This is a genomic window from Lysobacter sp. N42 (genome assembly GCF_004344885.1).
On sequence record NZ_SKFB01000002.1, the window covers coordinates 299,081 to 321,994 of the forward strand.

24 protein-coding genes are annotated in these 22,914 nt (G+C 45.6%); 13 read left to right on the forward strand and 11 right to left on the reverse strand.

Translation table 11 applies throughout. The features are described 5' to 3' along the window. Positions 1–9: 9 nt before the first annotated feature. The 4 genes from EYQ95_RS06630 (at position 10) to arcA (ending at position 5,195) form a co-directional block, all read left to right on the forward strand. Entirely contained in the window at positions 10–1,611 is a 1,602-nt protein-coding gene (locus EYQ95_RS06630) for a DUF342 domain-containing protein (RefSeq protein WP_111915120.1), read from the forward strand. Between the two features lie 34 nt (positions 1,612–1,645). Next, the gene (locus EYQ95_RS06635; RefSeq protein ID WP_111915121.1) at positions 1,646–2,668 is read left to right on the forward strand and encodes a methyltransferase; all 1,023 of its coding nucleotides are present in this window, start codon (positions 1,646–1,648) and stop codon (positions 2,666–2,668) included. A gap of 71 nt (positions 2,669–2,739) precedes the next feature. Next, entirely contained in the window at positions 2,740–4,347 is a 1,608-nt protein-coding gene (locus tag EYQ95_RS06640; RefSeq protein WP_165924692.1) for a HAMP domain-containing sensor histidine kinase, read from the forward strand. Between the two features lie 119 nt (positions 4,348–4,466). Continuing rightward, complete coding sequence (gene arcA, locus EYQ95_RS06645) at positions 4,467–5,195, forward strand: two-component system response regulator ArcA (RefSeq protein ID WP_111915123.1); 729 nt, start codon at positions 4,467–4,469, stop codon at positions 5,193–5,195. Between the two features lie 3 nt (positions 5,196–5,198). Here arcA and EYQ95_RS06650 read toward each other — a convergent pair whose 3' ends face one another. Continuing rightward, positions 5,199–5,540 carry an Hpt domain-containing protein gene (locus EYQ95_RS06650; RefSeq protein WP_111915124.1) on the reverse strand — a complete coding sequence of 114 codons (342 nt, stop codon included), beginning with the start codon at positions 5,538–5,540 and terminating at the stop codon, positions 5,199–5,201. 203 nt (positions 5,541–5,743) lie between these two features. Here EYQ95_RS06650 and folE2 point away from each other — a divergent pair, with 203 nt between their 5' ends. The 7 genes from folE2 (at position 5,744) to EYQ95_RS06685 (ending at position 12,755) form a co-directional block, all read left to right on the forward strand. Next, the gene (folE2, locus tag EYQ95_RS06655; protein WP_111915660.1) at positions 5,744–6,664 is read left to right on the forward strand and encodes a GTP cyclohydrolase FolE2; all 921 of its coding nucleotides are present in this window, start codon (positions 5,744–5,746) and stop codon (positions 6,662–6,664) included. Between the two features lie 99 nt (positions 6,665–6,763). Then, positions 6,764–7,324 (forward strand): DUF2726 domain-containing protein, encoded by a 561-nt coding sequence (locus tag EYQ95_RS06660; protein WP_111915125.1) that lies wholly within the window; start codon positions 6,764–6,766, stop codon positions 7,322–7,324. A gap of 34 nt (positions 7,325–7,358) precedes the next feature. Then, on the forward strand, positions 7,359–8,333 hold the full coding sequence (locus EYQ95_RS06665; protein ID WP_111915126.1) for a cobalamin biosynthesis protein: 975 nt from the start codon (positions 7,359–7,361) through the stop codon (positions 8,331–8,333). Between the two features lie 76 nt (positions 8,334–8,409). After that, positions 8,410–9,426, forward strand: coding sequence for an adenosine kinase (locus tag EYQ95_RS06670; protein WP_111915661.1), 1,017 nt, complete (start codon positions 8,410–8,412; stop codon positions 9,424–9,426). A gap of 21 nt (positions 9,427–9,447) precedes the next feature. Further along, positions 9,448–10,818: an adenosylhomocysteinase gene (ahcY, locus tag EYQ95_RS06675; RefSeq protein ID WP_111915127.1), complete on the forward strand. Its 1,371-nt coding sequence runs from the start codon at positions 9,448–9,450 to the stop codon at positions 10,816–10,818. Positions 10,819–10,833: 15 nt separating this feature from the next. Beyond that, positions 10,834–11,430 (forward strand): GNAT family N-acetyltransferase, encoded by a 597-nt coding sequence (locus EYQ95_RS06680; RefSeq protein WP_111915128.1) that lies wholly within the window; start codon positions 10,834–10,836, stop codon positions 11,428–11,430. A 14-nt stretch (positions 11,431–11,444) separates the two neighbouring features. Continuing rightward, complete coding sequence (locus tag EYQ95_RS06685; protein ID WP_165924693.1) at positions 11,445–12,755, forward strand: FAD-binding oxidoreductase; 1,311 nt, start codon at positions 11,445–11,447, stop codon at positions 12,753–12,755. Here the strand turns inward: EYQ95_RS06685 and EYQ95_RS06690 are convergent. The 8 genes from EYQ95_RS06690 to rplU form a co-directional block, all read right to left on the reverse strand. Further along, the gene (locus EYQ95_RS06690; RefSeq protein WP_111915130.1) at positions 12,752–13,891 is read right to left on the reverse strand and encodes an ABC transporter permease; all 1,140 of its coding nucleotides are present in this window, start codon (positions 13,889–13,891) and stop codon (positions 12,752–12,754) included. The genes EYQ95_RS06685 and EYQ95_RS06690 overlap by 4 nt on opposite strands. Then, entirely contained in the window at positions 13,891–14,622 is a 732-nt protein-coding gene (locus EYQ95_RS06695; protein WP_111915131.1) for an ATP-binding cassette domain-containing protein, read from the reverse strand. Before EYQ95_RS06695 ends, EYQ95_RS06690 begins: the two co-directional genes overlap by 1 nt. Before the next feature lie 9 nt (positions 14,623–14,631). Further along, entirely contained in the window at positions 14,632–16,086 is a 1,455-nt protein-coding gene (locus EYQ95_RS06700; RefSeq protein WP_111915132.1) for an alpha/beta hydrolase, read from the reverse strand. 179 nt (positions 16,087–16,265) lie between these two features. Beyond that, positions 16,266–16,655 carry a DUF3718 domain-containing protein gene (locus tag EYQ95_RS06705; RefSeq protein WP_207916250.1) on the reverse strand — a complete coding sequence of 130 codons (390 nt, stop codon included), beginning with the start codon at positions 16,653–16,655 and terminating at the stop codon, positions 16,266–16,268. A 109-nt stretch (positions 16,656–16,764) separates the two neighbouring features. Next, positions 16,765–17,256, reverse strand: a complete 492-nt coding sequence (locus EYQ95_RS06710; protein WP_111915133.1) for a dihydrofolate reductase — start codon at positions 17,254–17,256, stop codon at positions 16,765–16,767. Positions 17,257–17,276: 20 nt separating this feature from the next. Then, the gene (gene cgtA / locus EYQ95_RS06715; protein ID WP_111915134.1) at positions 17,277–18,446 is read right to left on the reverse strand and encodes an Obg family GTPase CgtA; all 1,170 of its coding nucleotides are present in this window, start codon (positions 18,444–18,446) and stop codon (positions 17,277–17,279) included. A 108-nt stretch (positions 18,447–18,554) separates the two neighbouring features. Next, positions 18,555–18,812, reverse strand: coding sequence for a 50S ribosomal protein L27 (rpmA, locus tag EYQ95_RS06720; protein ID WP_111915135.1), 258 nt, complete (start codon positions 18,810–18,812; stop codon positions 18,555–18,557). A gap of 17 nt (positions 18,813–18,829) precedes the next feature. Continuing rightward, complete coding sequence (rplU, locus tag EYQ95_RS06725) at positions 18,830–19,141, reverse strand: 50S ribosomal protein L21 (protein ID WP_111915136.1); 312 nt, start codon at positions 19,139–19,141, stop codon at positions 18,830–18,832. 224 nt (positions 19,142–19,365) lie between these two features. Between rplU and ispB the strand changes: the two genes are divergently transcribed. Next, the gene (ispB, locus tag EYQ95_RS06730; RefSeq protein ID WP_111915663.1) at positions 19,366–20,337 is read left to right on the forward strand and encodes an octaprenyl diphosphate synthase; all 972 of its coding nucleotides are present in this window, start codon (positions 19,366–19,368) and stop codon (positions 20,335–20,337) included. A gap of 118 nt (positions 20,338–20,455) precedes the next feature. Here the strand turns inward: ispB and mdh are convergent, their stop codons facing one another. After that, positions 20,456–21,391 carry a malate dehydrogenase gene (mdh, locus tag EYQ95_RS06735; protein ID WP_111915137.1) on the reverse strand — a complete coding sequence of 312 codons (936 nt, stop codon included), beginning with the start codon at positions 21,389–21,391 and terminating at the stop codon, positions 20,456–20,458. Between the two features lie 145 nt (positions 21,392–21,536). Here mdh and argR point away from each other — a divergent pair, with 145 nt between their 5' ends. Then, a complete protein-coding gene (argR, locus tag EYQ95_RS06740; protein WP_111915138.1) occupies positions 21,537–22,001 on the forward strand; it encodes a transcriptional regulator ArgR in 465 nt (154 codons plus the stop codon). Here argR and EYQ95_RS06745 read toward each other — a convergent pair. Then, positions 21,998–22,909 (reverse strand): Dyp-type peroxidase domain-containing protein, encoded by a 912-nt coding sequence (locus EYQ95_RS06745; protein ID WP_111915139.1) that lies wholly within the window; start codon positions 22,907–22,909, stop codon positions 21,998–22,000. The genes argR and EYQ95_RS06745 overlap by 4 nt on opposite strands. Between the last annotated feature and the right edge of the window lie 5 nt (positions 22,910–22,914).

Below are 22,914 nucleotides of genomic sequence, written 5' to 3' on the forward strand. Positions count from 1 at the left end.
GTTTTCGATGTGGAGCGCTTAACCACGCATGCTTTGGAAAAAATGTTTCGAGCCTCCGACGTAAAAGACATCAAGCTTATCGACGATATTTGGACAAGTCTTCCTGAAGCATTTGAGGCAGGGTTGCTTGATGCACCTGAAAAATGGGTATCTATTAAAATAGGCGATCGCCAGAACGCCAGCCTTACCTTCAAAATTAGCGACGACAAAATGGAAGCAGAAGCAATTGTGACTGCTCCATACGGCGGTGTTTCCTTTTCCACAGAGCAAGTGCTTAACTACCTCCGCAATGCGCATATAACCAACGGCATTCGCAAAAAAGCCATCGAACAAATTGTCATTCATACCAAAGAGGCACCTCCCGGAGCTCTGCTTACCATTACCATCGCTCGTGGCAGACAGCCAAGAAATGGAGTAGACGCCAAGTTTAAACCGTTAGTAGAAGATGCTCGCCAACGTGTTTTAAAACCTCAATCTAAAGACCAGCACAGAGTTGATATGCGGGATCTCGGCTCTGTTGTGTCCGTAAAAGAAGGTGTAGAAATTTTAGAGCGCATTCCACCCAAACCAGGCAGGCCAGGGGTTACGGTTACAGGTGACACTTTAAAAGCAGAAGACGGTAAAGATCAGCAAATAAAGGCTGGGAAAGGCACCGAAATTAGCAAAAAGAACCCTAACCGTTTAGTTGCCACAGTTACAGGCATGCCCTCTTTCGTAGACAACAGTTGTAGCGTTGATGACGTTCTAGCGCTCAAAGGAGTAGATGTAAGTACGGGACATATCGACTTTGACGGTTCGGTATTCGTCAACGGAAACGTAACCCCTGGTATGAGAGTTTTCGCTGAGGGAGACGTCACTGTAAATGGATACGTAGACTCTGCGAACATTCGTGCAAAAGGAAATATTACCGTTACCAAAGGCGTTATAGGGCATCAAAGGGACCCGGAACTGTTAGATGAAGATGGAAATTATCCAAGTCACTCCACACGCATTGTTGCCGACGGGTCTATTTGGCTGAACTACTCCCAGTATGCGACGCTTATTCCGCAACACGGATTGTTCGTAGAAAAACAGCTTACTCATTGCCAAGTTATAACGCCTGGAAAGATTCACATTGGCGGAGAAGGGAGTGCCGCGAATGGTAAAGTTATTGGTGGTCAGCTGGAAATTGCAGACGACGTTTTCGTCGGGCAGCTTGGGGCTCCTGCAGGAACTAGAACTCGTGTGTTATTTAACGTAGAAGCAACAGCCCCAGCGAATCTAGAAGAACAGCTGGAGTTGGCAGACAAGTTGGCTAAACTAGTGACTCAGAAGAAAAAGTTACTCAAGGCTAAAGAAAAGTTCCTCGAACAACCTAAAGCCTTTAAGAAAGGGTTTGGAAAAGCACTACAAAAGGCATTACAGCGCGTACAACATGAAATTATGATGTCCAAAAATCGCCTTGAATTTCTTCATAGCCAGGAAGTGCAGCATAATCCTATTCGGGTTAGAGTTAACAAGGTAACTCATGTTGGGGCCGAGTTTTTGTTTAACGAAAAAGCACAACGACTGCATGAGCCTCGAGGACCAAGTACCATTTTATTGAAAGAAGGCAAGATTAAGTTTGAGTGATTCAAAGACTTTTGATCACTCAACAGAGATATATATGAAAGATAAACAGTCCCTAGCCAGTTGGAACCTTATTTCCCGAATTCATTTTTTTGAGCAATATCCAAATACCCTTGTTGTTAACCCCCCTGCCGAAGCTCAATTACCAAGCTCAATCTCAGCATGGCATTTCTATGCACACGCAATTTTTCAGAGCCGGTCCAACAGCTATATTGGTGCTCAACCACCAAATGTAGAAGAACAAGAGTCTATTCTTGTTTTCCTCCCTAAAGAAAAGAAGCTTTGTAATTACATTTTTGAGGCCTTGCAAAGCGTTAGCCAACACGGAACACAACTCTATATTGTCGGTAGCAAAGATTCTGGCGCTAAGTCTTGGGCTAAGAAGCAAGTAGGAAACTGGTCTGCCTTTCAAAAAACACAGAGTGGCAATCATTGTCAGGTACTTTGCGCCGAGTACCTCGCAAACGAACCTAGAAAAGACTCGTGGATAGAAAAAAACTTGAGTGTCACGGATGTTACGCTCGGGAAAACTCAATTGAGTTTGTCGTTTCTTCCAGGTGTATTCAGTCAAGACAAATTAGATCTTGGAACAAAATTGCTTCTCGAAAAGTTACCCTCAAGCATTTCTGGTGATGTTCTCGACTTTGGCTGCGGCAGCGGTGTAATTAGTCAGTTTTTGCTAAGTACACAATCAGAACGACAAGGCTCTATCAATAGCATGCATTTATGCGACCTTAATGCTTTTGCGATAGAGGCCAGTAAACACACCCTAAAAAGGTTTAATGCAAGCTGTTCGTTTTATCTCGATGACGGTATTCCTGCTAACCTCCCCAAGGTTGACTGGATTATCTCAAATCCTCCTTTTCATCAGGGCAAGTCTACTAATTACGAGATAGCGACACAGTTTATTCTCAAAGCCAAGAGCCACCTTAAAGCTAACGGAAAGGTGCTTCTTGTTTTTAACCAGTTCTTACCGTGGGAAAGGCTACTCGCCGAGCAATTCAAACGAATATCGGTTATTGCTCAGAATAAATCTTTCAAAGTGGTTACTGCTGAATAAGTTGGCTTGTCATTGGCACTATTGAGACATAAGATGAAGTATTGAATTGGGGGAGAATGGTTACACTAGCCATGGTAAAAGGAACATCAATCAAACAGGGGCTTTTGCTTACAGTTATATTAGTAACTGGGCTCGCTGTTGCGCTTTCCTCCACGATAAATTTGCTCATTCAATCTCGCAACTACGAGGCGTCTTTAATAGAGCGCGCCGAAGCGAACATAGAAATTCTAACTGTTACCGTTGCTCAAGCACTCAGTGAAAACAACAGCGCACTCGCTGACAACATTCTTTCCGGGTTACAACAGACAAACTTCATAACCCATGCACATTTATATCGTTATGTTTCGACCACCGACCGTATCGATTTTTTCACTAGCTATAATCGGTCAGATTTACCCCCATTACCGAATCGAGCGAATAATATTGAAGACTACACGCAAGCAACCACTGCTTCTGGAAGTATAGAAATTGCTCGTCCAATCTATAATCCAGATCACCAACTATTGGGTTATATGTATATCAGGGCTTCTTTGAGTGAATTAAATAATTACATTTGGAAAGCGAGTACCTACGCTTTTGCTAGCTTTGCCCTGAGTTTGTTGATTGCAGGAATATTGTCGAATGTATTACGCCGATATCTGATGCGTCCCCTGATAGAGGTGAACGAAGTTGCGCGGCAAATCAATCAAACGAGAAACTACGATTTACGCCTCCCACCAGCGGAGCTTTTAGAGATCGACCATTTCAGTGCGAGCATGAATAAGGTACTCGACAAACTACAATTGCTCATGAGGAAAGCTAGGGAGAGCGATTTAGAGCACCACAATGTTGTTGAAGACTTAGAGAGTAAAATTCAACAACGCACAAGTGCGTTACGCACAGCAAACCAAGAGTTAGTAGACACCCTCGAGCAGTTACACTCAACGCAGAATAAGCGTTTAGAAACCGAACGGCTGGCAGCCATGAGTAACATGGTTGCTGGAATAGCACATGAAATAAATACGCCTGTTGGTTTAAGCGTTACAGCAGCGAGCTTAATCGAAGACAAGCTAGAAGAACTCCAAGGTCAACTTGAAGAAGGTAATAAAGAGAAGCTGAATGCTATTTACGCGGAATTTGTGAACAACATCAATATAGTACAGCGCAATTTAAAACGTGCAGGAGAGCTTATTGGTAGCTTCCGCAGCCTAGCCTTTGAACATGCTAAAGAAGAGCCCTCTGTCATTTACCTAGAGCAATTCGGCAACATTATGGTCGACCGACTCAGTCCTTTGCTGAAAAATCCAGAGAAGTGCAAAATTGAACTAAGTACAGACGACTCCATTATTAAAATACGCCGCCACCCATTAGAAGGCATTTTAACTGAGTTGCTTGAAAACGCGATTTACCACGGTTTTAAAAATAAAGACCATGGCATTATCGATTTACGTTTACACGTGAAAGAAGGAAAGCTACTCATTCAGTGCCACGACAACGGTGTGGGGATGAGCGAAGAAATTCAGAAGCGTATTTTTGAACCTTTTATGACCTCAAGCCGCTCGTCAGGACACCCTGGATTAGGTATGCATCTAGTTTATAACTTGGTTACCCAACTGTTAAAAGGTAAAATATCTTGCACTAGCGTTGCCGATCAAGGTACGAAATTTGATATAGAAATTCCGGTCCAAGTAGAAGAATAAAATTAAAATAATATGCAGTTAAGCTTGCATTAAAGGGTTGCAAAAACATATTCTTATACATTGGAAACAAAATAACTACATTGAGTACAATGCATAACAGCGAGCCCACGGAAGCAAATATGAACGTAAAACTCCTGATAGTAGAAGACGAGGTTGTAACCCGCCAGACACTCTCACGCTTATTTCAGCAAGAGGGATATGAGGTGTTCGACGCTGCAGACGGACGGCAAATGGAACATATAATGGCGCAGCAAGCCATTGACATTATTATCATGGACGTGAATTTACCTGGCCAAAGTGGTCTTGAGTTAGCAGAGTCGTTACGTGAACAAAACAACATTGGGTTAATTTTCTTAACAGGGCGTGACAGTGAAGACGACCGTCTTCTCGCACTCGAGCTTGGTGCTGACGATTATCTGATTAAGCCTTACAACCCAAGAGAACTCACTATCCGCGTAAGAAATTTGGCGCGCCGCATTGAGCAAATCAATACTCCTCAAGAATTCTCAGTAGAAGGGAGTCGGCAGTACCATTTCTCAAATTGGGTTTTAGACTGCGACAGCCGCTGCTTGTACTCGCCAGAGAAGAAGATTTTCCGGTTGCCGAAAAGTGAATTCAGAGCGCTTGAGCTGTTCCTTACTCACCCTGGGAAAATCCACGACCGCGAGACATTAGTACGTAAAATGCTCGACCGTGAGCTACGCCCAAATGACAGAACTGTTGATGTGGCAATTAGACGTATTCGGAGACACTTTGAGTCTCACCCGGACACGCCTAACTTGATTACCACAATTCATGGTGAAGGTTATCGCTTTGTGGGCGACGTAGAAGTTAAGGTAGCTTCATAGAGGCTACCGCTTTCCTTCCAGCCAAGAAGCTAGTGCCTCTGTGTCCTCTTTGTAGTTTGAGTCCCATTTCTGCATGACTTGGTCGGCTTCCGGCCAGCTCCAAGCTTCTTTCTCTAAGTACTCCATATGCTCAGCTAGTCTTGAGAAGCCTAGCGAGCGACAAGCTCCTTTTATCTTATGAGCTTGCTTTCGCAAACCACCTGAGTCTTTTGCGTCCTTGCAAGTGTCAAGTTCTTCAATATATTCCGGCATTACCACAACAAAAGACTTATAGCTGTCTTGAATTCCCTCTTTACCCAGGATCGTTAAATACTGCTCGATCAGGTGAGTATCTAAATTATTCATGCCTTTCCTAATTCATCAAAAAAAACGCTAACGTCAATCGACGGATCCGTAAGCTGAATTGATCCGTAATGGGTGAAGTTATGATAACCTGTCACAATTAAAAATGCAGTAGACAGGTCTTCGATTAAGGCGAACGCCACAGACCACAGGTTAAATAGATTATGTATAAAGAGCCAGACCAGCATAGCGGAGTTGCACAAAGCATGACATCTTCAATGCCAGATATCGCCAGTCATACAAAAACGGCGCACGTAGGAACATTAGACTGGGTGGGGATGAGTGAAATAGAAATGCCGTTAATGTTTGTGGACAATGGTGAAACCACCCGTGTAGGCGCACGCGTTGACGCATTTGTAAGCTTAGATAAAGAAGAGGCTAAAGGCATTCATATGTCTCGGCTCTATTTGGCACTAGAAGCCCTTTCAGCCGAAGGAGAAGTGACACCAGAAGGCATCAAAAAGTTACTTGAGACCTTCATCGAAACGCATGCTGATCTCAGCGACAACGCTATGGTGGCCATTCGTTTTGATCATCATTTACGCCGTAACGCGCTACTTTCTGGTAAACAAGGCTGGAAAGCATACCCGGTTGAAATTAAGGGAGAGATGAGAAGCGGCAAGTTCCACTGTGACGTTTCAGTAGATGTTACCTACTCCTCAACCTGTCCATGCTCTGCTGCATTAGCGCGCCAGCTCATCCAAGAGGCGTTCCGAGATAAGTTTGCTCAAGAACAAGTGAGTACTGAAACGGTTGCTGAATGGTTGGGTAGCCAACAAGGCATTGTTGCTACACCTCACAGTCAGCGTTCAATTGCTGAAATTAAAGTACGACTTAATGAGCAAGCAGACAGTTTTCTGGTTCAACAGCTTATCGACGAAGCAGAAGCCCAACTGAAAACTCCCGTTCAAGCCGCCGTAAAGCGCGAAGATGAGCAGGAGTTTGCTCGTTTGAATGGTCAAAACAACATGTTTTGTGAAGACGCAGGCAGAATCCTGAAAAAGGCTTTGAATGAACATAAAGCTGTTGCAGACTTCAGAGTACGCATTAACCACTATGAGTCTTTACACGCCCATGACGCCGTAAGCATTGTCACCAAAGGCGTACCGAACGGGTTCACTGCATAATTTAAATTTTCGATAATTCTGGCAAGCAGTTTGCATTAAGTTTCAGAGAGTGGCGCCTTAAGGTAAGGCGTCAGGAAACTGACACTGAGGTTAACTGTTATGGAAATTGTGCTCATTCTTTTTATTGTTGCTTTAATTGCTGTGGCAATACTTGCGGCAAGAGTTTCTGAAAACTTTGCACCCTATCCTTACAAGAAACGCCAAGAAAACTTTTTCTCTGTCACGGAAGATTCGTTTCTTTCATTACTCGAATCGGCATGTGGCAACCAGTACCGTATTTTCACTAAAGTACGTTTAGGTGACGTTATTAGCGTTCGTGAAAAAGGTCTTTCTGCAGGCGCGAAACGCGACGCCAATCAGAAAATAAATGCGCGTGTTTTAGACTTCGTGCTTTGCGATAAAAATTCAATGCGCATTTCTGCAGTGATCGAACTAGAACCTACGGAGCCTTCACACGCGCAAATGAAACGTAATTGGTTCCTGAAGAACTCACTTGCCGCGGCAGGCGTTCCATTTATGCGATTTAAAGCACGTCCTGGTTATCGCGCTGCAGAGCTTGGTGAATTTATTCAAACCAAGCTTAGACAAAATGATTATGTTCGCGCTGCAGGGCCTCGTCCTCGTGACGTAGAAGATAGTGACGTTGCTATTGCAAGCTGATAACCTGTTGTGAAGAGCACAACAGGCGAGTTTTATGATTGACCTATTAGGGCCTGCTTCTGCAGGCCTTTTTACATTATGGGTAATAGCAATTGTAGTTGTAGAGTGGGTGCTACCCATTCCAACCCGCATGCACCCGTTGTGGATTCTTCACCAAAGTGCAAAACGTTTAGCGCAAAAGGTTCACCCGAATAAACCACGCTCTCGTTCTCAGCAACGGATATCGGGACTTATGGCAACCGTGCTGGTTTGGCTACTTATTGTTGGCTCTATTTCTTTATTTTATGCGTTAGCCGACCTGAAGCAGCTATTGGGACTTCTTCTCCTATTTTTCTTGCTGGGTAGCCAACCTTGGCGTCAAGAACGCAAGGTTATTCTCCATGCGGCCTCTCGAAAAATGCTCAAGATAGCGCGCGCAAGGCTTGCACGTTGGCTTAATCGGGACTGCAGTCACCTCACAGAGTTTGGCGTTCAAAAGGCTGTTTTTGAACAATCGGCGAAGAATCATTTTCATGGTTGGGCTGGAACCTTATTCTGGTTTGTCTTGTTAGGTCCTATCGGCGCTCTGAATTTCCGAGTGTTATATGAGCTTTCTCGCGCTTGGCCGCAACACTTACCTGGCTGGCACGACTTCGGCTTTGTCGCTACTCAACTATTCAGAATTTTTAATGCCCCTCCCGCGTTGTTATTTAGAGCAGTACTCACGATTTTCGCTTGGGTAACAAAACGTAGACCTAAAAAAAGCAAGTGGTCTGGTTCTGAATCACAGCTTCTTTATGGCCAAGAGTGCTCGCTATTTTCGCTGGTTGCAGCAGTAACCGACGCACCGCTAGGAGGACCGATAAAGTACCAAGGGGAAACCATTACGAGACCGCGATGGGGTACACAAAAGTTGCGAGCTAAGGAAAATTATGTCGCTATTTTTCGTCACTTTGCGCTGTTACAAATCACCTGGTTGATAGCCTTATCTCCGCTTTTGCTGTTTTCAGATTTACTGCTCACTAGGTAATCACCAATTAGCGTCGATCCCACGACGTGCTTCAGGTATAATTCGCGGTTCGATTAAATTAATTTTGCATTTTGTTATGAAAAAATACCATGTAACGGGCGTTGGTAACGCACTGGTTGATCGTGAATACCAAGTATCAGACAGTTTTTTAGAGCGCTATCAAGTTGAGAAAAGCATCATGACGCTACTTGACGAAGCGCAACAGCAGTTGCTGTTAGGTGAGCTCAACAAGGAATTTAAAATTGAGAAACGTGTCGGCGGTGGTTCAGCTGCAAACAGTCTTGTTGCCCTTAGCCAGTTTGGCGGTCAAGCGTTCTACTGCTGTAAAGTCGCAAACGACGAAGACGGTATTTTTTATCGCAAAGACTTACAAGCTGCTGGCGTAGACACACACCTACACGAACAAGACAACGACGGTCATACTGGTAAGTGCGTAGTCATGGTAACTCCGGACGCGGAACGTACCATGTGTACCTTTCTAGGTATCACTATCGATTTTTCCCACGACGAGCTGAAAGAAGAAGCTATCAAAGATAGCGAATACCTTTACATTGAGGGTTACCTAGCTACTTCAGAAATTGCCCGAGACGCGGTGAAGTCTGCTCGCAAAGCTGCTGAAAGTGCAAATACAAAAATTGCACTTACGTTTTCAGACTCATCAATGGTTAAGTATTTTAAAGAAGGCTTAGACGAATTTCTTACGCCGGGCGTAGACGTACTTTTCTGTAACCGTGAAGAAGCTGAAATTTACACAGGTAAAGATAGTCAAGAAGAAGCAATGAACGAGCTTCTTAAATACGCAAAACAGGTTGTGGTCACGCAAGGTAAAGAAGGTGCGTTGATCGGAACCCAAGAAAAGCGCGTAAAAGTTCCGGGGTTTCCAGTAAAAGCAATTGATACAAATGGCGCAGGCGACATGTTCGCAGGGGCCTACTTGTATGCGGTTACTCAAGGTTGGGGCATAGCAAAGGCAGGCACATTAGCAAGCCGCGCAGCGGCCGAGGTGGTCACCCATTATGGTCCGCGTTTACCTGCTCAAACCCACGAAGACATTTTGCAAGAATTGGCGCCTGCACAAGCAGAGCGCGTGTAACTTATTAACTTAGGAATAATCATGACTCATCAAGATTACAAAGTTGCTGATATCAGCCTTGCCGATTACGGTCGTAAAGAAATTTCTATCGCCGAATCTGAAATGCCGGCGCTCATGAAAATTCGCAAAAAATATGCGCAAAGCAAACCGCTTGCGGGTGCGAAAATTATCGGCTGCATTCACATGACGATTCAAACAGCGGTGCTGATTGAAACGTTAATTGAACTTGGTGCAGAAGTACGTTGGTCTTCGTGCAATATATTTTCTACCCAAGACCACGCAGCAGCGGCTATAGCCGAAGCGGGTATTCCGGTGTTCGCTTGGAAAGGTGAAACTGAAGAAGAATACGAGTGGTGTTTAGAGCAAACCTGTTTGAAAGACGGTAAGCCTTGGGACGCCAACATGATTCTAGACGACGGTGGTGACCTCACGTTGCTTATGCACGAGCGTTACCCTGAAATGTTAGACCACATTCATGGCATCACAGAAGAGACAACGACCGGCGTTCACCGTTTACTCGAAATGTTGAAGAAAGGAACGCTTAAAGTTCCTGCAATCAACGTGAACGACTCTGTAACCAAGTCTAAGAATGACAACAAATACGGCTGCCGTCACTCATTAAACGACGCTATCAAGCGTGCAACAGACCACCTATTGTCAGGTAAAAAGGCCCTTGTTGTGGGCTACGGTGACGTAGGTAAAGGTTCTGCAGCAAGCCTTCGCCAAGAAGGCATGGTCGTTAAGGTGACTGAGGTTGACCCTATTTGTGCGATGCAAGCATGCATGGACGGCTATGAAGTTGTGTCTCCTTACATCGGCGGCAACAACACAGGTAATGGCGAAAGCATTAATACTGAATTACTTGCGCAAACTGACCTTATCGTGACCACAACCGGTAACGTCAACGTATGTGATCAATACATGCTAAGCGCACTTAAAAATGGTGCTGTTGTATGTAACATTGGTCACTTCGATAACGAAATCGACACGGCGTTCATGCGTAAAAATTGGCGTTGGGACGAAGTGAAGCCGCAAGTGCATCAAATTTTCCGTTCAGACAGTAAAGACGATTATTTAATTCTTCTTGCTGAGGGACGCTTAGTTAACTTAGGTAACGCAACAGGGCACCCAAGTCGCATTATGGACGGCTCTTTCGCCAACCAAGTATTGGCTCAAATTCACTTGTTCGAACAAGGGTATGCAAGCCTTTCTGATGCAGACAAAGCCGCTAAACTTACTGTTGAAGTATTGCCTAAGCAACTCGACGAAGAAGTAGCGAAATACATGGTTGAAGGTTTTGGCGGCGTGTTAACGAAAATGACGTCACAGCAAGCTGACTACATTGGTGTAGCTGTTGAAGGTCCTTACAAACCTGAAACCTACCGCTATTAATCGACAAGGAACGTTATGGAAAACTCTCAATTAATTTTCAGACCAATGACGGCAGCCGACGAAACGGCTGTCGTTAAGCTTGCGAATGAAGTTCATGGAGACAATTATTTGTCTCCTGAGAGTTTCCGTGACTACCTGAAAAAAGGCACCACTCAAGACGGAAGGAATCTGAATTGGTTGGCCTTCATGGACGAAGAGCTAGTTGGCATACGCCTTACATTTGCTGCGGGCAACTGGGACGTCGATGAATGGTGCTCTCCTTCGGAATGGAACATCCCTGCTGACAAACTATGCTATTTTAAATGTGCCGCGGTATCAGAAAAGAGCCAAGGCCGCGGTGTTGGCAAAGGTCTTTTATACCACGCTATTGTTGAAGCTGTAGGTTCTGGCTGTCACGGTGGTTTAGCTCATATTTGGCGCCAAAGCCCGAATAACAGTGCCTTCCAGTATTTCTCAAAATGCGGTGGCGAGTTAGTAAAAGACCACCCAGACCGTTGGTTGTCTGCATCACTTAACGATGGCTATTACTGCCCAGTATGTGACGGCACATGCTACTGTGTTGCTGCTGAAATGATTCTCCCATTCGCGAATATAAGGTTGGTGTCTGTATAGCTATGTATGACCCGGTGACCCATAAGAACATTCCTCTGAGTCACGAAAAGCTTATCTCGAGCTACTGGTCTGCTATACAACCCGACTACAAACATCAACTTTACGCTTTTCCTCGCCAATGTGACATTTTAATTATTGGTGCTGGCTATACAGGACTGAACGCAGCCCTCACCCTAGCTTCTGAATACAATCAATCGGTTACCGTACTCGATGCTGGGTCCATTGGTGCTGGCTGTAGTAGTCGCAATGCAGGTTTTGTATTGCCCGGAACGGGTCGATTGTCGTTTCAGGATTACCAAAGCAAGTTTGGAGTAGATACCGCACGAGCAGTTCAAGACGAATTCGCTTTAAGTGTTAATCGAGTTAAAGCGTTATGCGAAAGTGCTCCGGCTAGTGTACAACTCAATGAAGCCCGTTATTTAAAACTGGCTCATCGTAAGCATCTTAGCCAAAAACTTGAGGCTCAAGTAAGCCAATATAGTGACACCCTACTGAACGCAAATTGGATTGACCCGAAAACGTTACAGCAGCAATTACCTGGCGTGAATAACATGCATGGTGGAATATCCTTCACGCCCGCAATGTCACTCAACCCGAAAGCCTATGTGAATCACTTGGCAAGACTATGCGACAAAGCAAATGTTCATATGCACAGTCAAATTGCGATGAGCCACTACGAACAACGTCGTCACGACATTGCGGTACATACCAACAAAGGTATTGTGCACGCCAAAAAGCTTTTATTATGCACGAACGGTTATTTACCCAAAGGAGCGTCTCCTGAGCTTCGCTCCAAGCACCTTCCAGTGCTATCTTCTGTGTTGGTGACTGAGCCGCTTAACCCTTCTGAAGTTGAAGCAATTGGGCTTTCTACGTCCGACCTAGTGATGGACACACGAAAACTTAAATACTATTACCGCTTGCTTCCAGACAATCGCCTGTTATTTGGCGGTCGAGGAGCTATTAGTGGTAAGAATGCCGCTCATCCAAAGTACGCTTCGCACTTACTAAAAGCGTTAAAACACAGTCTTCCTGCATTAAAAGGAATTAAAGCTGAATACCACTGGCATGGTTGGATAAGTGTTTCACTAGACAGCATGCCACGTGTATTTTCCCCAACTCCTGGCGTTTACACAGCCATGGGTTATTGCGGCGCAGGAATTGCTTTCTCAAACTTGGCAGGAAAGAGGCTCGCCCAACTTTCGATGGACGAGCCTTTGCCAGAGTTACCCTTCTACCAATCAGCGCTGCCGACCTTCCCTGCCCCAGCTATGCGACGACTAGGGCAGTGGCTGTACTACCAGTATGGTCAGTTAGTGGATTAAAGACCAAATACAACCTTTTCACTTTTCAGTTTCCATTGAACTACAAACGCCAGTATTGCAGCCACAATTAGCGTAGACACACCACCAATTAAAAGTGGTAGAGCCGAAACGGGTTCACCGTTGATAGAGCCCAACAAGGCCTGATGCTGGGAAGTAATCGGTAAATACGCTAATGCCGGGTGAGAGAATCGAGTAAATTCCAACACGAAAACTACGGTCATTGGTGCGAACATCACGAACGTAATGTAGGTTTGCGCTTCTTTAAAGCTCTTGGCAAGGAAAGACACCAATAGTTGCAGGAAGCTTGCAAACAACGCCACGGGCAGCAATACCAATGCTAACGTCGCTTGGGTTAGAAAGCTAAAGCTTACATCTATCCCTAGCTTTTCTAACGGCACAAACATAAACACTAATGGAATCATGGCGAGAGTTAACACGCCCCCTAACATTGCGAATGTCGATGCAGTAAATGCCTTTCCTAGAACCAGATCAGCCGACGTTAGTGGCTGAGCCAATAGAAACTCCAAAGAGTTGCGTTCACGTTCACCAGCGCTTGTATCAATAGCTACATTCATACCCGCAAAGAAAACCGACATAATCACAAATACCATGACCGTACCCATGATTAGCGCAGCGCGAGATTCTTTGGTAGCCGTGTCTTGCCGTGCGGGTGTAATAGCTTGCATAACTTCGGGGCTAACACCTCGCATCATCAAACGCGCGCCAGCAACAATTCGGTTATAACCGTTAATTGCACTCTCTACTCTTCGACGAGCGTCACTACCTTTACGCTCAGAATAATCAGCTCGAATAATAATCGTAATAGGCTCAGCAGAAGCTAATTTCTCTTGGTAGTCTTCAGGGATCGTCAATTCTATAGACGCTTGTTCGGGATCTTCATGCGCCACAATACCGTTTTGTTGCAAATGACGAACCAACTCAGGAGCATACTCCGCGCCGGTTAAGGAAACTTCTAAGTCACTTTTAGAGGTAGCCTGATTCACCACTGCAAAAAACGCTACCGCCATAAGCATTGGTCCGAAGAACGCGTAAGACATGGCCGCCATAACTGAGCGTCGATCACGAATCGCGTCTTTCAGTTCTTTCAGCCAAACTGTTTTCCATGCAGAAGTCATTATACGATCCCCTCGTCGGTACCAATTAGTTTTACAAAGGCTTCTTCAAAGCTACTTTCGCCTGTTTGTTCGCACAATGCTTGCGGAGAATCATTTGCGACCACTTGGCCTTTAACCATAATGACCACCCGGTCACATAAAGCCGCAACCTCTTGCATAACGTGGCTCGAGAATAAAATGCAACGCCCTTCTTCTTTTAGCTGAAACATAAGTTCACGCAAAATTCGGGTACTCATGACGTCCAAACCGCGGCTCGGTTCATCGAGAATCAAATTCTTCGGCTGATGAACAATAGCTTGTGCAAGAGCCACCTTCATGCGTTGCCCTTGTGAAAAGCCCTGCGTTTTCCGGTCTGCTATGTCTTCCATGCCCAAGCTCTTAATAACACTTTCTACGTTACGTTGTTGTTGCTCGCCTTTGAGTCCATGAAGCTCCGCAATGTAAGCAATATGCTCACGTGGCGTGAGGCGTTCGTATAGACCAAACTTGTCTGGGAAAATACCAATTTGTTTTCTTACCGTAAGCGGCTCTTTCTGTGCTGCAACACCATCGATTAGCGCTTCGCCTTGGTCTGGATGAATTAATCCGTAGAGGCTACGTAAACAGGTTGTTTTACCCGCACCATTCGGTCCAAGTAAGCCAGTAATTTCGTTATCTGACGCTGAAAATGTTAACCCATTCAGAGCTTGAACATCTTGATACGACTTCTTTAAATCATTCACTTCAATCATGTTCTGCTCCTATAAACCTTCGCCATTTACATTTAACAGAAACGGCAATACTTGTGTTTCCTCTAAACAAGACGCATCGAGTTCAGCTTCTGGGTCAGCAATAAAGTCGCTAACAAGATCGTTCGCACACGTATGTCCTGCTATGGTGTGCCCACCATTCTGGGCTACAAGATGCTGCGCATTAGGTAGTGTTTCAGCAGCTAACTCCCCCCAATACGGCGGTGTTACCGGATCTTGACCGCCAGACAGCAATAGAATGGGGTGTTCACTACTTACCGGCTGGTACGCTTCCTCGCCTACCGGCTCTACAGGCCATCCCGCACACATTTGAGTGAACGTTGAAATGGTAGCGTCTGAAAAGAACGTTGAAGCTCTCTCTGTAGCCCAATCTTCATCGGTATATCGGTGCACATCTTCTTGGCATACAACCGACAACATCAAGCCCATATAAAGGGGCTGCTCACCCTCAAAAGAGCCGCTTAAGCCCACTAACGGGTCTAAATTTCCTTTATCTGCTTCTGAGATAACGAAAGGTAATAGTTGACGCATTCTAGGGTGGTAAAGCGCACTAAACATCATATTTTGGAAACGCGTATCGTCCATCATTACCTCAGTAGGATAATGGCTTCTTGCGTCGTTAATGGTCACTAATTCAGGTGTTTCTCCTAGCTTCTCTGAAACACGGTCGAATGTTGTGCGAACATCGCCAAAGGTTTCGGCGCAGCGTTCTTGCTCTTCGCAGTCACGCACTAAACGGTTAAACGCTCGCTCAGTCGTTTGCCCAAATAAACCAATACGCACTTGCGGCGGAGCCAAGCCGTCTAAAATAGCTACACGAATAGAGTCAGGAAAGTCACGAAGATAAGCTAGGCCAGAACGTGTTCCGTAAGAGCCGCCATAAATATTGATTTGCTCATAACCTAGCGCCTCGCGGACACGGTCGAAGTCCTTTACCGCATTCGCTGTATTGTATTGTTGGAAGTCTGCATCTAATGCTTCTGCGCATTCCCTCGCCTCGGCTGTCACATCTAGCTCGCGTGGAAGAATAGCCATCGAGTTACGCATTTCATCCAAAGTACCAGCGTCGCATCGTAATGGATTAGACTGACCTGTACCTCGCTGATCAATAAGCAGTATGTCACGTGTTTGGCGAACACCACTATATACAGCACTAATCATACCTGCGAGCTCTGTTGCAGCTTGCCCAGGCCCACCAGCTAAGAACAGTAAAGGGTCTGACTCTTTCGCCGCTGCAACCGCTGGTAACCGCACAACATGAATGTCGATCTGTTTACCGTCTGGCTGGCTGTAGTTTTCTGGAACTTGCAGAAAGCCACATTCTACTTGCTCTGACATACCACTAATGTGGCATGGCTCGAGCAAAGGTGACTCGTCTTGGGCATTCGCATGAACACTACCCAGCGACATCGCTAGCAACATTGATGCATTCAGTAATTTTTGCATAAGGCTCTTCTTCGGTTAGTAGCAAACGAGTATTTGTAACGAGTTCGTTAATGTAAAGCAAGTAAACACACAAACTGTTACAGTTTCGTTATTAATCTAAACACCTTAAACTTTTTTATAGGCACAAAAAAACCCGCCTTATATAGCGGGTTTTTGTCTTACTCTTTTACTCAGTAGAATTAGCTACCGATACGCTCGCGAATTGCTGCTGCAATTGCCGAGTCACCGTAACCATTGCTTTCAGCCCACTCAAGGTCGCCCATCGCTTCGATAGTAGAACCCGGTAACTGAGATACAATGTATTCGCCGATATCGTCAGCACCTGAAGACATCGCGAATTGTAATAGGCTCTGTCCATTACACATAATAGAGTCGTATACACGGCGCAACTGGATACGTTCTTCACGAAGACGCTCACGCATACGCAAGCGGTCGTTACCCTGTACATATACACACAAGTTTTGCGCCAATGCGTTCGCATTCGCAGTTCCAGTTACCGCCAAGTTAGCAGCAGTGCCACCTAACATCATGACACCAGCAGTCGCTACAGCAACGATAAGTTTTCTCATATTTGCCCCCACAGACAACGTGATTGACTACAATTCAACCGGTATTTTACCGAATATTTCGAGACTAAACAATTAAGACAAATGTCTAAAAAAACCAGAGTTGTATCAATTATGTTGATTTTTCATAAAGATACGCTGCATAACCTGGTGTTTTTACATCTACCTTGGGGCTTTTCCTAAGCTCCTGCCTAGACCACTCATTTTCGTTCCATTGCGGGAAAAAAGTATCCCCGTCTACTGTCAGGTCAATATGCGTTAAATACATGCGCGTGGCAAGTGGTAAAAACGCTTTGTAAATTTGACCACCACCAATAATCATTATTTCGTCATGGTCCTGCAACAACTCCATTGCCTTTTCAGGACTAGCCACTGCATCTACATTTTCAGGTAAAAGTTCGGGCTTTGAAGTAATCACTACATTTCTGCGCCCAGGTAGAGCACGGCCGATAGATGCAAAGGTATTGCGCCCCATCACTATAGGTTTGCCCATAGTGATCTCTTTAAAATACTGAAGCTCTTGCGGCAAATGCCAAGGCATATCACCGTCTTTACCTATAACCTGCTCATCCGCCATTGCGGCAACAAGTGAAATAATCGGCACCGTAAAGCTCCTTTTATATATTACGGCTGATAAATAACGTGGCCATCATCCGGCTCGTCGTCATCAAAATCATCATCGTCTTCATCGTCAAAGTCATCTTGAGCTAATTCAGACTCATGATAGTTAGACCATTTAAACTCAACCGGCTCTTCCGGAGTTTGGTTCTCCTCGAGTACTTCTTTTGGTAGTGACTCAAGGTAAGTCATAATCTCTTTGACTAAGCCGTCACATGACTGCCCAGTTAATGCTGAAATCTCAAATATTGGACCATCCCAGCTTAACGCATCTACAACACGCTGACGTTGCTCTGAGAACGCTTCTTCGTCCAGCATATCTGCTTTATTTAATACTAACCAACGAGGCTTGTCGTAAAGCTTAGGACTGTACTTACGCAATTCCTCTAATATCATGGTTGCACTCTCAGCAGGGTCGCTCTCGTCAAATGGAGCCACGTCCACAACATGAAGCAACAAGCCACAACGCTCGAGGTGCTTCAAGAACTGAATACCAAGACCTGCGCCGTCTGCGGCACCTTCAATCAATCCTGGAATATCTGCAACAACAAAGCTTTGGTGCCCAGAAACACGAACGACACCAAGGTTTGGTGTTAACGTGGTAAACGGGTAATCCGCAACTTTAGGACGCGCCGCAGACACTTGACGAATCAAAGTTGATTTACCTGCGTTAGGCATACCCAATAAACCTACGTCGGCCAACAGCAGTAACTCAAGCTTCAAGATTCGATGCTCACCAGGGGTACCATTGGTCTTCTGTCGAGGAGCTCTGTTCGTACTACTTTTAAAACGAGTGTTGCCCAATCCATGAAAACCACCTTTCGCTACCATGATGGTTTGATCATGCTTGGTTAAGTCACCGATAATTTCACCGGTTTCAGTATCTTGGATACGTGTTCCTACAGGAACTGGCAAGGTAATGTCTTCACCTCGCTTACCGGTACAGTTACGACTTTGACCATTTTGCCCACGAACAGCTCGGTGAGTTCGCTCAAATCGGTAATCAATAAGCGTGTTAAGGTTTTCGTCCGCGCGCAAGTAAACGTCACCACCATCGCCGCCGTCTCCCCCGTCAGGACCTCCTTTCGGGATATATTTCTCACGTCGGAAACTCACGCAACCATTACCGCCGTCACCGGCCTCTACGCGAATTTCAATTTCATCTACAAATTTCATGGTTTCGACTTACCTGCTTTATCGGACATGCTTAAGCATAACCAATGTTGTGCTAGTTACAAAAAACCCCGCTCAATGGCGGGGTTTTTCAGAGAATCTTATTTAAGCTTATTCAGCAACGATGCTGATGAACTTACGATTCTGAGGTCCGCGTTGGTCAAACGATACTTTACCGTCTACTTTTGCGAACAACGTGTGGTCACGACCCACACCAACGTTATCCCCGGCGTGGAATCTTGTACCACGCTGACGAACTAAGATGTTACCAGCAAGAACTGACTCACCGCCGTAGCGCTTTACACCAAGGCGTTTGGATTCTGAGTCACGACCGTTACGGGTAGAACCACCAGCTTTTTTATGTGCCATTTGTCGTTACTCCTCTGTTACGCGCCGATTCCAGTGATTTTCACTTCTGTGAACCACTGACGGTGCCCCATTTGCTTACGTGAATGCTTCCGGCGACGGAACTTCACAATCTTAACTTTCTCACCACGACCGTGGTCAACAACTTCTGCTGTCACTTTGCCGCCAGAAACGAAAGGCGCACCAATCGTTACTTTCTCACCATCAGAGAGCATGAGCACTTGCTCAAACTCAACGGTATCACCGGTAGCTGCTTCTAGCTTTTCCAGGCGAACGGTCTGGCCCTCGGTGACACGGTGTTGCTTACCGCCACTTTGAAATACCGCGTACATAGCTTTTCTCCAATTTCCCCGCGAAGGGCAATCACACTTATTAAATTAGGTCGCGCATTTTACTCAAAAGCCGGCCTTGTAGCAAGCACAAATCACGAAAAAAAGAAATCCTTGTGCGTTTGTCTGAAATCTTGTGAGTTTGGGCTTTGAAAAACTGGAAAGATTTGCCGAGTGCGGTAGAATCGGAACCTTAATTTATTCGTCTTTAAAGAGTTTTCATGGTTATGGATTTAGCCGCTGTTCGCGAACTTACCGAAACAGACATGCAAGCGGTCAATCAGCTCATTTCCAAGCAACTTCAGTCTGATGTTGCCCTCATTAATCAACTCGGTTTCTATATCGTTAATAGTGGCGGGAAGCGCCTGCGTCCAATGTTAGCTGTGCTTGCAGCCAAGGCATTAGGCTACCAAGGAACACACCACCATACGTTAGCGGCTATCGTAGAATTTATTCACACCGCAACGCTATTACATGATGACGTTGTCGACGACTCTCATACTCGCAGGGGCAAAGAAACTGCCAATGCGAAATTTGGTAACGAAGCAAGTGTTCTTGTAGGTGACTTCCTATATACCCGAGCTTTCCAAATGATGGTGACGATGGAGTCGATGCGCGTCATGGAAATCCTCGCAGACGCGACCAACGTTATTGCAGAGGGTGAGGTCATGCAGCTGATGAACTGCAACGACCCTGAAACCTCCGAGGAAAGTTACTTCGACGTTATTTATAGTAAAACGGCACGGTTATTTGAAGCCGCCACACAGCTTGGCGCCGTTCTTACCGAGCAGTCAGAAGACATTACTCAGGCGGCCGCAGACTACGGACGCTATCTAGGTACTGCTTTTCAGCTTGTGGACGATCTACTCGACTACACCGCCGATTCAGAGACAATGGGCAAAGACGCAGGTGACGACTTAGCCGAAGGTAAACCAACGTTGCCGCTTCTTTACACCATGTGGAACAGTGCCGACGCAGACGCGCTCATTATCCGAAAGGCTATTGAAAATGGTGGAGAGCGCGACAAGCTTCAGCATATTTTAGGCTTAATGGAGAACACCGGTGCACTCGAGTACACGCGTCGTAAAGCTCTTGAACAACGTGACCTTGCCATTAAAGCATTAGACGCATTCCCTAACACCGAAGCTAAAGAGGCTTTAATAGCCCTCGCCCACCTAGCAGTCGAACGCGTTCAATAACTTCTCACGAAAATGGGGTCAGAGCACTTTGGGGTCAGAGCACAAAGTGCTCTGACCCCATCGGTTTTTGCGCACAAAAAAAGGAGCCGAAGCTCCTTTTCTTAAGACTATTTAGCAATTAGCCGTTTGCGAAGTCGATACCCATCTGAATATCTTTCTTCAGGCCGTCCAGCATGTCTGCTTTAGACTTAGCTTCAAAGTCGCTAAGTTCGCCGTAAGGTAAGATAGCTTCAATACCATTCTTACCAATTTTAAGTGCTTGTGCGAAGTAGGTAGCGTCGCCACCGTCATTTTCAACATAAGCATACTCAGTGACGGTCTCGCCGTTCACTGCACGCGCAAGTGATAAGCAGAAACGAGCTGCTGCTTGACCCATAGAAAGTGTTGCAGAGCCGCCGCCAGCTTTCGCTTCAACAACTTCAGTGCCCGCGTTTTGAATACGGTGAGTTAACGATTCGATCTCGTCTTGCGAGAATTCAACGCCTTGAACTTGTGAAAGCAGTGGCAAAATAGTTGTGCCGCTGTGTCCACCAATCACCGGAACTTGCACGTCTTCAGCTGACAAGCCTTTCAATTCAGCAACGAAAGTTTCAGCACGAATTACGTCTAGTGTAGTCACACCGAACAAACGGTTTTTGTCGTAAACGCCTTTTTGCTTCAATACTTCTGCAGCGATTGCCACAGTAGTGTTCACTGGGTTAGTGATAATGCCTACCATTGCCTTAGGGCAGGTGTCAGCAATATTCTCTACCAAGTTACGGATAATACCTGCGTTCATATTGAACAAGTCTGAACGGTCCATACCTGGTTTGCGAGGAACACCCGCTGGGATTAAAACAATGTCCGCACCTTGGAGTGCATCAGTTAGGCCTTCTTGACCATAACCTTTTACAGAAACCGAAGTTGGGATATGGCTTAAATCAACAGCAACACCTGGAGTTACTGGCGCAATATCGAACAACGCAAGGTCAGAACCTTTCGGTAATTGAGTTTTCAATAACAAAGATAACGCCTGTCCAATACCACCTGCGGCGCCTAATACCGTTACTTTCATTTCGCACTCCATACAGTCATTTGCGGGGCCTAAACACTATACGAAATGGGCCCAAAATACAACTTTAATAGCCTCTTGAGCTAGGTGATAAAGGCAATTTCCGCTACAATGGGTCCGTGATTAAAATGATAAGAATAGAGACACTATGAACACATCTCATCAAGACCCATTAACGGAAGCTTTTCGCGGCCTTTTGAAAGAAGAGCGCTATGCCTCACAAGCTGAGATAGTTTCAGCATTGCAAGAGCAAGGCTTCCACACTATGAACCAGTCGAAAGTATCTCGTATGCTCAGTCGTCTAGGTGCTGTGCGAGCCAGAAATGGTAAAGAAGAGATGGTTTATTGTCTGCCCCCAGAGCTCTCTATGCCCTCAGCGAAGAGCTCAGTAAAGCAATTGGTTCTTGATGTTGAGCACAACGACGTCATGATTATTGTACGAACCACTCCTGGAGCTGCTCAACTTATCGCACGCTTACTGGATTCTGTGGGTAAAAAAGAAGGTGTATTGGGTACCATCGCTGGCGATGACACCATTTTTATCGCGCCGGTCAACGTAAACCAAATCGACTTTACTTTAGAAAACGTGCGCGAGCTCTTTGAAAACCACTAGACTGCGCTAAACCAGTCAAGCGAAGGCACAACAAACACACTTGAGAAAGTGCACGAAAGATAATCCATTAATGGATCAGCCTCTGCTTGGCTCGTTGAACTTGTTAACGCATTTAGTCGAGCCTGAAAGCTTTGCGCATCAGCTGAATAATCAACCCAAACCTCCGCACTTGTTCGCATAGAAAACATAGGCATAGGATCGCGTAGTATAAGGTCGGAGTGTTGGCTTAATACCTCGTGATGACTTTGACTCGATGTAGGCCAAGGCGCACCATTTAGCTTATCAATGCCCATGACTTCTCTTTGAACTTCGCTAGAAAGTAACTCCCAGCGTTTTAGGTCTGGCATCATTTGCGCAATCCACATATAGGTATAACCCACGTGTGCTTCTTGCAAAGTTTGCTCAGGGTTTTGCGGAGAGTAACCCAAAGCTTTTTGATAGCGCGACACCGCACTATCCTTTTCCGGAATATCGATAAACCCGAAAAGGTTACGACCATCTAAATACCGAAAACTTTGCAGCTCACGCTGCATTTGTGTGTACGCTGCCAGCCATTGCAACAAAACCTGTGCTGCAAAGTAACATGCGTCGGGACGATCAGATTTAACGACAATCGCCAAGTCAGCATGGCTAGAAGGGAACGGGTACTCCGAGTGCTCAGGTACTTCTAGGGTGGGAGCCGGTATTTCAGAGTCACACAAAATACCCCAGTATCTATGTCCTACCGCGAACACGACACTAAGCTGAGCCTCCGAAAATCGACTTTTCAGCTGCTGAACAAGGTCGGGAAACTTCTTAAGGTGTAACCGAAAGTTCGCGACATCGTCGGAAATGACATCGAGCACCAGAATCTGTCGATGAATACTCGGTGCCGCGCAAACGTCTTGTTGTGGCTTTTCGCGCTGCATGGGCA

Bases quoted from the DNA above. Each gene is read 5' to 3' on its own strand.
- EYQ95_RS06635 (WP_111915121.1), top strand. From the start codon at position 1,646: ATGAAAGATAAACAGTCCCTAGCCAGTTGGAACCTTATTTCCCGAATT.
- EYQ95_RS06640 (WP_165924692.1), top strand. From the start codon at position 2,740: ATGGTAAAAGGAACATCAATCAAACAGGGGCTTTTGCTTACAGTTATA.
- arcA (WP_111915123.1), top strand. From the start codon at position 4,467: ATGAACGTAAAACTCCTGATAGTAGAAGACGAGGTTGTAACCCGCCAG.
- EYQ95_RS06650 (WP_111915124.1), bottom strand. From the start codon at position 5,540: ATGAATAATTTAGATACTCACCTGATCGAGCAGTATTTAACGATCCTG.
- folE2 (WP_111915660.1), top strand. From the start codon at position 5,744: ATGACATCTTCAATGCCAGATATCGCCAGTCATACAAAAACGGCGCAC.
- EYQ95_RS06660 (WP_111915125.1), top strand. From the start codon at position 6,764: ATGGAAATTGTGCTCATTCTTTTTATTGTTGCTTTAATTGCTGTGGCA.
- EYQ95_RS06665 (WP_111915126.1), top strand. From the start codon at position 7,359: ATGATTGACCTATTAGGGCCTGCTTCTGCAGGCCTTTTTACATTATGG.
- EYQ95_RS06670 (WP_111915661.1), top strand. From the start codon at position 8,410: ATGAAAAAATACCATGTAACGGGCGTTGGTAACGCACTGGTTGATCGT.
- ahcY (WP_111915127.1), top strand. From the start codon at position 9,448: ATGACTCATCAAGATTACAAAGTTGCTGATATCAGCCTTGCCGATTAC.
- EYQ95_RS06680 (WP_111915128.1), top strand. From the start codon at position 10,834: ATGGAAAACTCTCAATTAATTTTCAGACCAATGACGGCAGCCGACGAA.
- EYQ95_RS06690 (WP_111915130.1), bottom strand. From the start codon at position 13,891: ATGACTTCTGCATGGAAAACAGTTTGGCTGAAAGAACTGAAAGACGCG.
- EYQ95_RS06695 (WP_111915131.1), bottom strand. From the start codon at position 14,622: ATGATTGAAGTGAATGATTTAAAGAAGTCGTATCAAGATGTTCAAGCT.
- EYQ95_RS06700 (WP_111915132.1), bottom strand. From the start codon at position 16,086: ATGCAAAAATTACTGAATGCATCAATGTTGCTAGCGATGTCGCTGGGT.
- EYQ95_RS06705 (WP_207916250.1), bottom strand. From the start codon at position 16,655: ATGAGAAAACTTATCGTTGCTGTAGCGACTGCTGGTGTCATGATGTTA.
- cgtA (WP_111915134.1), bottom strand. From the start codon at position 18,446: ATGAAATTTGTAGATGAAATTGAAATTCGCGTAGAGGCCGGTGACGGC.
- rpmA (WP_111915135.1), bottom strand. From the start codon at position 18,812: ATGGCACATAAAAAAGCTGGTGGTTCTACCCGTAACGGTCGTGACTCA.
- rplU (WP_111915136.1), bottom strand. From the start codon at position 19,141: ATGTACGCGGTATTTCAAAGTGGCGGTAAGCAACACCGTGTCACCGAG.
- ispB (WP_111915663.1), top strand. From the start codon at position 19,366: ATGGATTTAGCCGCTGTTCGCGAACTTACCGAAACAGACATGCAAGCG.
- mdh (WP_111915137.1), bottom strand. From the start codon at position 21,391: ATGAAAGTAACGGTATTAGGCGCCGCAGGTGGTATTGGACAGGCGTTA.
- argR (WP_111915138.1), top strand. From the start codon at position 21,537: ATGAACACATCTCATCAAGACCCATTAACGGAAGCTTTTCGCGGCCTT.
- EYQ95_RS06745 (WP_111915139.1), bottom strand. From the start codon at position 22,909: ATGCAGCGCGAAAAGCCACAACAAGACGTTTGCGCGGCACCGAGTATT.